The 9,619-nt window shown below is 63.2% G+C and carries 6 protein-coding genes and 1 pseudogene; 6 read left to right on the forward strand and 1 reads right to left on the reverse strand.

All coding sequences use genetic code 11. The annotated features are described in order from the left end of the window. Positions 1 to 102 precede the first annotated feature (102 nt). The 5 genes from bktB (at position 103) to IEG05_RS20980 (ending at position 6,965) form a co-directional block, all read left to right on the forward strand. On the forward strand, positions 103 to 1,290 hold the full coding sequence (bktB, locus tag IEG05_RS20960; RefSeq protein ID WP_042909932.1) for a beta-ketothiolase BktB: 1,188 nt from the start codon (positions 103 to 105) through the stop codon (positions 1,288 to 1,290). Then, positions 1,290 to 3,395, forward strand: a complete 2,106-nt coding sequence (gene fadB, locus IEG05_RS20965; protein WP_041110995.1) for a fatty acid oxidation complex subunit alpha FadB — start codon at positions 1,290 to 1,292, stop codon at positions 3,393 to 3,395. Before bktB ends, fadB begins: the two co-directional genes overlap by 1 nt. 19 nt (positions 3,396 to 3,414) lie before the next feature. Further along, positions 3,415 to 5,193, forward strand: coding sequence for an acyl-CoA dehydrogenase (locus IEG05_RS20970; protein ID WP_042909931.1), 1,779 nt, complete (start codon positions 3,415 to 3,417; stop codon positions 5,191 to 5,193). A 78-nt stretch (positions 5,194 to 5,271) separates the two neighbouring features. Continuing rightward, positions 5,272 to 6,021 carry an electron transfer flavoprotein subunit beta/FixA family protein gene (locus IEG05_RS20975; protein ID WP_042909930.1) on the forward strand — a complete coding sequence of 250 codons (750 nt, stop codon included), beginning with the start codon at positions 5,272 to 5,274 and terminating at the stop codon, positions 6,019 to 6,021. After that, positions 6,021 to 6,965: an electron transfer flavoprotein subunit alpha/FixB family protein gene (locus IEG05_RS20980; RefSeq protein ID WP_042909929.1), complete on the forward strand. Its 945-nt coding sequence runs from the start codon at positions 6,021 to 6,023 to the stop codon at positions 6,963 to 6,965. Before IEG05_RS20975 ends, IEG05_RS20980 begins: the two co-directional genes overlap by 1 nt. A 543-nt stretch (positions 6,966 to 7,508) precedes the next feature. Here IEG05_RS20980 and IEG05_RS20985 read toward each other — a convergent pair. After that, positions 7,509 to 7,943, reverse strand: a complete 435-nt coding sequence (locus IEG05_RS20985; protein WP_041110863.1) for a hypothetical protein — start codon at positions 7,941 to 7,943, stop codon at positions 7,509 to 7,511. A gap of 1,235 nt (positions 7,944 to 9,178) precedes the next feature. Here IEG05_RS20985 and IEG05_RS20990 point away from each other — a divergent pair. After that, a pseudogene (locus IEG05_RS20990) lies at positions 9,179 to 9,493 on the forward strand (IS5 family transposase); the annotation flags it as partial. Between the last annotated feature and the right edge of the window lie 126 nt (positions 9,494 to 9,619).

A 9,619-nucleotide genomic window follows, 5' to 3' on the forward strand; every position in this document is an offset into this window, starting at 1 on the left:
CTTTACGAACGAGCGAGCGGCGACGTGCTCGGCTGGTGCAGTGGCCGGCTCGAGGCCTTCCTGCGCGCTATCCGGCAACTCTACCTGAGCAGGGAGCCTTCCATGCAACTACGAGAGGTGGTGATCACCGGCGCTTTGCGCACGGCGATCGGGGATTTCGGCGGCAGCCTCAAAGACGCCAGGCCGAGTGAGCTGGCAACCCAACTGGTTGCCGAATCGGTCAAGCGCTACGGCGTGGCCCCGGCGAGCGTGGGGCACTGCGTGTTCGGTAACGTACTGCCGACCGAGTCGCGCGATCTGTATCTCTCGCGGGTGGCTGCGCTGGAAGGGGGCCTGACCGAGCGCTGCGTCGCCATGTCGGTGAACCGGCTCTGTGGTAGCGGCCTGCAAGCGGTCATCAGTGCGGCGCAGCAGCTTCAACTCGGCCTTTGCCAAGCGGCGATCGCGGGCGGCGCCGAGTCCATGAGCCGCGCGCCCTACCTGCTGCCCGCGGCCCGCTTTGGCCAGCGGATGGGAGACGGCCAGACACTCGACCTGATGGTTGGCGCGCTGACCTGTCCGATCAACCGTTATCACATGGGAATCACGGCGGAAAACGTCGCCGAGCGCTACGGCATCAGCCGTGCGCAGCAGGACGCTCTCGCCCTGGAAAGCCACCGCCGGGCGGCCCGCGCCATCGCCGAGGGGCGCTTCGCCGGGCAGATCGTCCCCGTGGAGCTGAAAACCCGCAAAGGCACGCGGTCGTTCGACACCGATGAGCACGTGCGCCACGACTGCACGCCGGAAGAGCTGGCGGCTCTGCGCCCGGCGTTCAAGCGCGAGGGCGGCACCGTTACCGCGGGCAACGCGTCTGGCCTGAACGACGCCGCCGCGGCGCTGTTGCTGATGGACCGCGATTACGCCGAGGCCAACGGCCACCAGGTCATGGCGCGGCTGGTGGACTACCAGGTGTCCGGCGTGGCACCCGAGATCATGGGCATCGGCCCGGTGCCGGCGGTGCGCGAGCTGCTGGCGCGCAACGGGCTGGAGATCGGGGATATCGATTTCTTCGAGCTCAACGAGGCGTTCGCGGCACAGGCGCTGGCGGTGGTGCAGCAGCTCGACCTGCCGCTGGAAAAGGTCAACCCCAACGGCAGCGGCATCTCCCTTGGCCACCCCATCGGCGCCACCGGGGCGATCCTGATGGTCAAGGCCGTGCACGAGCTGCACCGCAGCGGCGGCCGCTTCGCCGTGGTCAGCCTGTGCATCGGTGGCGGCCAGGGCATCGCCGCATTGCTGGAGTGCCTCTGATGACTCTTTATCAAGGGCAGGCGCTGCGCCTGGAAATGCTTGGCGACGGCTTCGCCGAGCTGGTGCTGGATGTCGACGGCTCGTCGGTTAACAAACTGGACCGCGCCACCCTGGCGGATCTGCGCGCGGCGCTGGAGGTGCTCGAGCACACCGCGTTGCGCGGGCTGCTGGTGCGTAGCGCCAAGCCGGCGTTCGTGGTCGGTGCGGACGTCAGCGAATTCCCCGCGCTGTTCGAGGCCGGGGAGGGCGCGCTGCACGCCTGGATCGAGCAGGCGCTGGACAGCCTCGGGCGCCTGGAATCGCTGCCCTACCCAAGCGTTGCCGCGATCAACGGGTTCGCCCTTGGTGGCGGCCTGGAGCTGGCGCTGGCCACCGACTACCGGGTGCTGGCCGAGGATGCGCAGGTCGGCCTGCCGGAAGTCACCCTGGGCATTTGCCCCGGCTTCGGCGGCACGGTGCGGCTGTCGCGCCTTGTCGGCGTGGCCGATGCGCTGGACTGGCTGCTCGAGGGCAAGCCGCGGAAGGCCGGGGCGGCGTTGACGGCCGGTGTCGCCGAACGTGTGATGCCCCCGGAAACCTTGCGCCAAGAGGCGCTGGCGCTGCTCGGTGAGGTTGCCGAGGGCGGCGACTGGCAGGCCTGGCGCGCACGCAAGCGTCAGCCGGTGGCTGTGCCGGACGGCATCGCCGCCCGTGGCGATACGCTCGACCCGCGCTACCCGGCGCCGCAGGCGATTCTCGCCGCGGTGCAGACCCACGCCGGGCTGCAGTTCGCCGAGGCGCTGCGAGTCGAGCGCGAGACCTTCGTGGCCCTGGCGCGTGGGCCCGAGGCGGCCTCGCTGGTCGGGCTGTTCCTCGCCGATCAGGCGGTGCGCAAGCAGGCCCGTCGGCATGCCGAAGGTGCCGCGCCGGTGCGCCGCGCCGCAGTGCTCGGCGCTGGCATCATGGGCGGCGGCATTGCCTACCAGGCGGCGGCCAGCGGCACGCCGATCCTGATGAAGGACATCCGTGCCGAGGCGCTGGAGCTGGGCATGCGCACCGCCACCGCCCAGCTCGACCGGCAGGTCGCCAAGGGCAAGCTGAGCGAGGCACAGAAGGCGGCGATCCTCGAGCGGATCACCCCGACGATGGACTGGCAGGGCTTCGCCGAGGTCGATCTGCTGGTTGAAGCGGTGGTCGAGCGGGCCGACGTCAAGGCCGCGGTGCTCGGCGAAGCCGAGGGGCTGGTGGCCGACGCCGCGGTGCTGGCCTCCAACACCTCGACCATTTCCATCGACCGGCTGGCCGAAGGGCTGCGCCACCCCGAGCGCTTCTGCGGCATGCACTTCTTCAACCCGGTACCGATGATGCCGCTGGTGGAGGTCATCCGCGGTCGCCACACCGACGACGCGACGCTGTCGCGCACCGTGGCCTTCGCCCTGGCGCTGGGCAAGACGCCCATCGTGGTCGGCGACTGCCCGGGCTTTCTGGTCAATCGGGTGCTGTTTCCCTACTTCAACGGCTTCAACCGGCTGCTGCAGGACGGTGTCGATTTTGAGCGTATCGACCGGGTCATGGAAGCCTTCGGCTGGCCCATGGGCCCGGCCTATCTCGCCGACGTGATCGGCCTGGACACCATGGTGCATGCCGACCGGGTGCTGCAGGAGGGCTACCCCGGGCGCATGGGGCATGACGGCGAGCCGGTGATGGAGCAGTTGCTCGCGGCCGGCTGCCTGGGCCAGAAGAACGGCCGCGGTTTCTACCTCTACGGCACCGATGAGCAGGGCCGGCGCCAGCGCGAGCCGTCGGCCGAGGCGCGGGCGCTGCTGGGTACGCCGGGCGCCGAGGTGAGCGACCAGGACATCGTCGACCGGCTGATGATCCCGCTGTGCCTGGAAACCGTGCGCTGCCTCGAAGACGGCATCGTCGCCAGTGCCGCCGAAGCGGATATGGGCCTGGTGCTCGGCCTCGGCTTCCCGCGCTTTCGCGGTGGCGCGCTGCGCTACATCCAGAACCAGGGGCTCGCCGAGTTCGCCGCCCGCGCCAGGCGCCATGCACACCACGGCGGGCTGTACCAACTCACCGACGAGTTCCGCGCGCGGCTGCACAGCGGCCAGCGCTACCACTAACGCACCGAGAGAAACGCACATGGCCGATTACGTCCATCCGTACCGCGACACCGAGTTCGTGCTCAATGAAGTACTGGGCTTCGAGCGCCTATGCGCCGAGCTTGGCCTGGGCGATATCAACAGCGAGCTGGCGGCGGCAGTGCTGGCCGAGGCGGGAAAACTGGGCGCCGAAGTGCTGGCGCCGCTGAACGCGATCGGCGACCGGGAAGGCGTCCGGCTGACCGAGCACGGCGTCAAGGAGGCGCCCGGTTTCGCCGACGCCTATCGGTTGTTCAGCGAAGGGGGCTGGTGTTCGCTTACCGCGCCCGAGGCGTTTGGCGGGCAGGCGCTACCGAGTGTGCTGGGGACCGCGGTCAGTGAGGTCTGGCACGCGGCGAACATGGCGTTCGCGCTTTGCCCGCTGCTGACCCAGGGCGCCATCGAGGCACTGGCGCATCATGCGTCGGCACCGTTGCAGGCACGCTATCTGCCCAGGCTGGTCAGCGGCGAGTGGACCGGCACGATGAATCTCACCGAGCCGGATGCCGGCTCCGATCTGGCGGCTGTCAAGGCGCGCGCGGTTCCCGAAGGCGAGCACTACCGCATCACCGGGCAGAAGATCTTCATCAGCTGGGGCGACCACCAGATGACATCCAACGTGATTCATCTGGTGCTTGCTCGCCTGCCGGATGCGCCTGCTGGCGTAAAGGGTATCTCGCTGTTTCTGGTGCCCAAGTTCCTGCCGAACGCCGCAGGCGAAGCCGCCGAGCCGAACGATGTGCGCTGCGTGTCGCTGGAGCACAAGCTCGGGATCCACGGCAGCCCGACCTGCACCATGAGCTTTGGCGAGCAGGGCGGGGCGATCGGCTACCTGGTCGGCGAGCCGCACGCCGGGCTGGCCTGCATGTTCACGATGATGAACCACGCGCGTCAGGCCGTGGGGCTGCAGGGCCTGGCGATTTCCGAACGCGCCTGGCAGGAGGCCCGCAGCTATGCCCGCGAGCGCTTGCAGGGCACCCAGCGCGACGGCAGCCGCTACCCGATCATCCGCTTCCCCGATGTGCGCCGCATGCTGATGCAGATGAAGGCCTCGACCGAGGCCATGCGCGCCCTGGCGCTGCTCGCGGCGTCCGAACTGGACCGCGCCCGCCATGCGCCCGACCCGGCCAGCCACCGTGCCCGCCAGGGCCGCGTGGATCTCTACACGCCGATCATCAAGGGATGGCTGACCGAGCTGGCGCAGGAGGTGACCTCGCTGGCCGTGCAGGTTCATGGCGGCATGGGCTATGTCGAGGAGACCGGTGTTGCGCGGCATTTCCGTGATGCGCGCATCCTGCCGATCTACGAGGGCACCAACGGCATCCAGGCGATGGACCTGGTAGGGCGCAAGACCCTCGCCAACGAAGGAGCGTTGCTGGCCGAGCTGCTCGATGACATCGACACGACCCTCGGCCACCTGCGCCAGGATGCGCGCTGCAGCAGGCTGGCGGCGCCGCTGGCCGAGGCGCTGGCAGCTGCACGGCGAGCGCGCCAGTACCTGCTGGAAGGTGCTGCAAGCGATCCCGCGCTGCCCGGCAGCGTCGCCTTCAACCTGATGATGCTGTTGGGTTACCTGTGCGGGGGCTGGGCCATGGCGCGCTCGGCGCTGGCCGCGTCCGCCGCGCTGGCCGCAGGGCGCGGCGATCCCGCCTTTCTCGAGGCCAAGCTGGTCACCGCGGGCTTCTACACCGACCACCTGCTGCCTCGCACCGGCGCCCTGCTTGCCAGCGTGCTCGCCGGTAGCCACAGCACCATGGCGCTCGTCGAAGAGCTTTTCTGAACCGACCCGGCAGGTGCTCGCCTTACCCGCCGGCTGGGCGGCGGGCATCCGCTCCCGTGAGATCGAGAGGTTTTCCACATGAAAGTACTGATCGCCGTCAAACGAGTGGTCGATTACAACGTCAAGGTCCGCGTCAAGGCGGACAACTCCGGCGTTGACCTGGCCAACGTCAAGATGTCGATGAACCCCTTCTGCGAAATCGCCGTGGAAGAAGCCGTGCGCCTGAAAGAGAAAGGCGTGGCCAGCGAAATCGTGGTCGTCTCCGTCGGCCCGAGCGCTGCCCAGGAGCAGCTGCGTACCGCCCTGGCGCTGGGCGCCGACCGCGCCGTGCTGGTCGAGTCCGCTGATGAACTCAATTCCCTGGCGATCGCCAAGCTGCTCAAGGCCGTGGTCGACAAGGAGCAGCCGCAACTGATCATCCTCGGCAAGCAGGCGATCGACAGCGACAACAACCAGACCGGGCAGATGCTCGGCGCGCTGACCGGCTACGCCCAGGGCACCTTCGCCTCCAAGGTGGAAGTCGCTGGCGACAAGGTCAACGTCACCCGCGAGATCGACGGCGGCCTGCAGACCGTCGCGCTGAACCTGCCGGCGATCGTCACCACCGACCTGCGCCTGAACGAGCCGCGCTACGCGTCGCTGCCGAACATCATGAAGGCCAAGAAGAAGCCGCTGGAAACCCTGACGCCCGAGGCGCTGGGCGTGACCACCACCTCGACCGTGAAGACCCTCAAGGTCGAAGCGCCGGCTGCCCGCAGCGCCGGTATCAAGGTCAAGTTCGTGGCTGAACTGGTCGAGAAACTGAAGAACGAGGCGAAGGTGATTTGATGGCTATCCTGGTTATCGCTGAACACAACAACGCGGTCCTGGCGGCTGCAACCCTGAACACCGTGGCGGCGGCCACCAAGATCGGCGGCGACATCCACGTGCTGGTCGCCGGCAGCGGCTGCGGCGCCATCGGTGAAGCGGCGGCCAAGATCGAGGGCGTGTCCAAGGTGCTGGTCGCCGACGACGCGGCCTACGCCAATCAGCTGCCGGAAAACGTCGCGCCGCTGATCGCGCAGCTTGTAGGGGAAAGTGGGGCGAAAAATTACAGCCACGTGCTGGCTCCGGCCACCACCAATGGCAAGAACTTCCTGCCGCGCGTGGCGGCGCTGCTGGATGTCGACCAGATCTCCGAGATCATCGCCGTCGAAAGCGCCGACACCTTCAAGCGCCCGATCTACGCCGGCAACGCCATCGCCACCGTGCAGTCCAGCGCCCCGATCAAGGTCATCACCGTGCGTGCCACCGGCTTCGGCGCGGTGAACGCCGAGGGCGGCTCAGCGGCCGTCGAGCAGGTCTCCGGCAGCGGTGACGCCGGCAAGTCCGCCTTCGTTGGCGAAGAGCTGGCCAAATCCGACCGTCCGGAGCTGACCGCGGCCAAGATCGTCGTTTCCGGCGGCCGCGGCATGCAGAACGGCGACAACTTCAAGCACCTGTACTCGCTGGCCGACAAGCTCGGCGCCGCAGTCGGTGCCTCGCGAGCCGCGGTCGACGCCGGCTTCGTGCCGAACGACATGCAGGTCGGCCAGACCGGCAAGATCGTCGCGCCGCAGCTGTACATCGCCGTCGGCATCTCCGGTGCGATCCAGCACCTGGCGGGCATGAAGGACTCCAAGGTGATCGTCGCGATCAACAAGGACGAGGAAGCGCCGATCTTCCAGGTCGCCGACTACGGCCTGGTCGGGGATCTGTTCGAGATCCTGCCGGAGTTGGAAAAGCTCGTCTGAGTCGAAGTAGGTATCATTAATCGAAACCATCGGCCTGTAGCCAACGGTAATAGGCGAACTAGGCGGCTGTCTGCGTTCCTTTGCCTGTCCTGAGAAATAGACCACTAACGGTTGTTTCAGGGAAATACGGTGGTGTACGAATTGACGACGGTCTTCGCAACTCTCTGCGGAGCAAGCACTTGCTCCGCTATGTTGTCTGCTGGCTATAGTATTGCTTAATGGTTATATGGGGCGCCTCGAGGCGGAAATACTGGATGACGGTACTTCTGCTGTAGATGAACCATGATCCATGCGCCTTTGTTGGTTCAATCTATAAAGCGTGCGTCGGTTGCCGAGCATTGCTAAACGAAAGGCTACCGCGAGACAGAAAAGATTTGAAGTGAGCAGCCTTCAAGTTAATCAGGTGGACTACAATAAAGCCAACGTCTAACCGAGTCGGATGAAGTCAATTTAGTCGGTTAAACGTCTTTATCTATAGCGCGCCTGCGGTTGCATGCGGCTTTTGATTAGGAATGCAATGGCGGGACATTAGCGCTTGCACGCTTACCGTGACGCATTGAAACCTAAAATATCCAGTTGCTCGGTCAGCCAGCGATGTGCCTGATATGTACTCTGAAATTTACGAGCTAGGATGCGTACACCTTTATCTACGTTACAGTCACGGAGCGTGAGGCCAAGACCTTCTTCGTCGATTTCGTAGGTCTTTGCTTTCATATCGCCGAGCCGCATTGCAAGCAGCTTAACATCATCGAGTGAATGAATGGGGGCGATGCTGTGCTTGCGCACGTAGGAGCGTACCTGCTCTGAAAGCTCATTGAAGTCATCTGCATTAATGCGGTGGACTATATCATCTGAATCTGGGATTTGCTCCGGATAGTCATCATCAAGTGATACGTAGTGTTCCACACCGTGAATGCTTGCTACTAGGTATTGACCGCCGACTTCGTCGCGCTCGCAGTTAAGAATTAGGACAGACATGTTTTTTCCTCAGGTTGTTGTTCTGTTCATAATTCTAAGTTGCTCCGCTTTAAAAAGGCAATAGGCTATACTGTATTTTTATACAGCTCTCACGGTTAACGCCCCGGAGGCCGTTCGGCTGGCTATCTAGTAGCGTGTCCGACCCAAACCCATAATTTAAAATTGGCACAAGCAGTATGCCGTGGGCAGTGGTGTCTCGGTAGGCGATTGCCCCAGTCCGTCGCCGACCCAAACTGTGAGCACAATTTAAAATCACTCCACTTGCTTCTGGCATTTTAAAATGTGAATCGGCTGTAAGAATGGGAGCACCTGCTCATACCCAGCGCTATCCAGTCGGCCTATGTGCTGCTCCCGGCCGGTCGTCTTGTGGGATCCGGTTAACATGGTGCGTCCTTGGCCAACGAACCAAAGTCCGGAATGCGATATAGAAAGGATAGAATTTTTGCACCTTTGCAATGTTTGGCTTTTGGGGTTATATAAAAAATAATGCTCTGGTTGTTGTTTTTTTGTTTTCGTATTTGCAATTGCCTTCGGAGGGCAAAATAAACGTGCGTCCTGTGCTTGTATTAATCTAGATAATTTGTCGGTAATCGGTATTTATTAGCATAAGCTATTGATAATTAAGCATATTAAAAACCAACGATTTGTGACGCATTAAGCCGAATAAATTCTTCAGGATTGAGAATTTTCAGATTATGTCACAAAAACTGGCACATAGATTCTCGGTACGTTGATCGCTAGCCTGAATCAGTCAATATCTCTTGCAGCAGGCTGGTCCTCGCCACGACGCTGTTGGCGGGTTAGGTAGCGGATCCGACTATGTAGCTGTTCATGATTTCACCACGTATGAAATCACTTACCCAGACCTTAGCGGCATCAAGCCGGTAAGGCAGTCCTTGAGCCAACGCGGACGGAGTCTCAGGCTGAACAGTGCTCGAGTAAGGTCGTCCGCAACACGGCGTGATGACCCAATTGGATATCTTGCCCAGTGTATGCGATTTGATCGGCGCTCCATTCTCGGATGTATGAACAGAGACAGCGCGCTGATAGCAGCGCGTTGCTGCAGCTTCTTGTGCGTGACCCTCCTAGCTTGCACCGTTACGGCTGCAGATATCGTCAATCAGGTAGAGATAGAAATCTCGGCGCGCATCTTTGAGGGCAAGAAGGTGATGGCTAGGTTCTGTACGAAAAGTCCGAACGGGTAGAATTGACGCCATGACAGGCTGGAGGCCCGCATGGCAAAGCGTTACGAACTCCCGGATGCCGCTTGGGAGCTGATCGCAGATCTGGTTTCCCCCGAGCAGAAGATGGGGCGACCCCGCAGAGATGACCGACTGATGCTCAACGGCATCCTCTGGATCTTGTGCTCAGGCGCTGCCTGGCGTGACCTCCCCGAGCGGTTCGGGCCATGGTCAACGGTGTATCAACGCTTCCGTGACTGGCGGGATGACGGCACGTTCGACCAAGTTCTTGAGCGCTTGCACATTCGCCTGAACCAGGAAGGACTGATCGATCTGGATACCTGGATGATCGACTCGACAGCTGTACGGTAAGCGTTCATTCCACGACGTACTGGACTTACTTTACGTCCCGAAGGGGCCTTAGCAATTCCGGTGAGACCTTGTACTGTTTCGTGCCGTTCTCGGCCAGGACGATCACGCTCTTGCGGTTGATCT

Origin of the sequence: Stutzerimonas kunmingensis, from assembly GCF_014764705.1 — a bacterium.
GTDB lineage: Bacteria > Pseudomonadota > Gammaproteobacteria > Pseudomonadales > Pseudomonadaceae > Stutzerimonas.

Bases quoted from the DNA above. Each gene is read 5' to 3' on its own strand.
- IEG05_RS20985 (WP_041110863.1), bottom strand. From the start codon at position 7,943: ATGTCTGTCCTAATTCTTAACTGCGAGCGCGACGAAGTCGGCGGTCAA.
- IEG05_RS20970 (WP_042909931.1), top strand. From the start codon at position 3,415: ATGGCCGATTACGTCCATCCGTACCGCGACACCGAGTTCGTGCTCAAT.
- bktB (WP_042909932.1), top strand. From the start codon at position 103: ATGCAACTACGAGAGGTGGTGATCACCGGCGCTTTGCGCACGGCGATC.
- fadB (WP_041110995.1), top strand. From the start codon at position 1,290: ATGACTCTTTATCAAGGGCAGGCGCTGCGCCTGGAAATGCTTGGCGAC.
- IEG05_RS20980 (WP_042909929.1), top strand. From the start codon at position 6,021: ATGGCTATCCTGGTTATCGCTGAACACAACAACGCGGTCCTGGCGGCT.
- IEG05_RS20975 (WP_042909930.1), top strand. From the start codon at position 5,272: ATGAAAGTACTGATCGCCGTCAAACGAGTGGTCGATTACAACGTCAAG.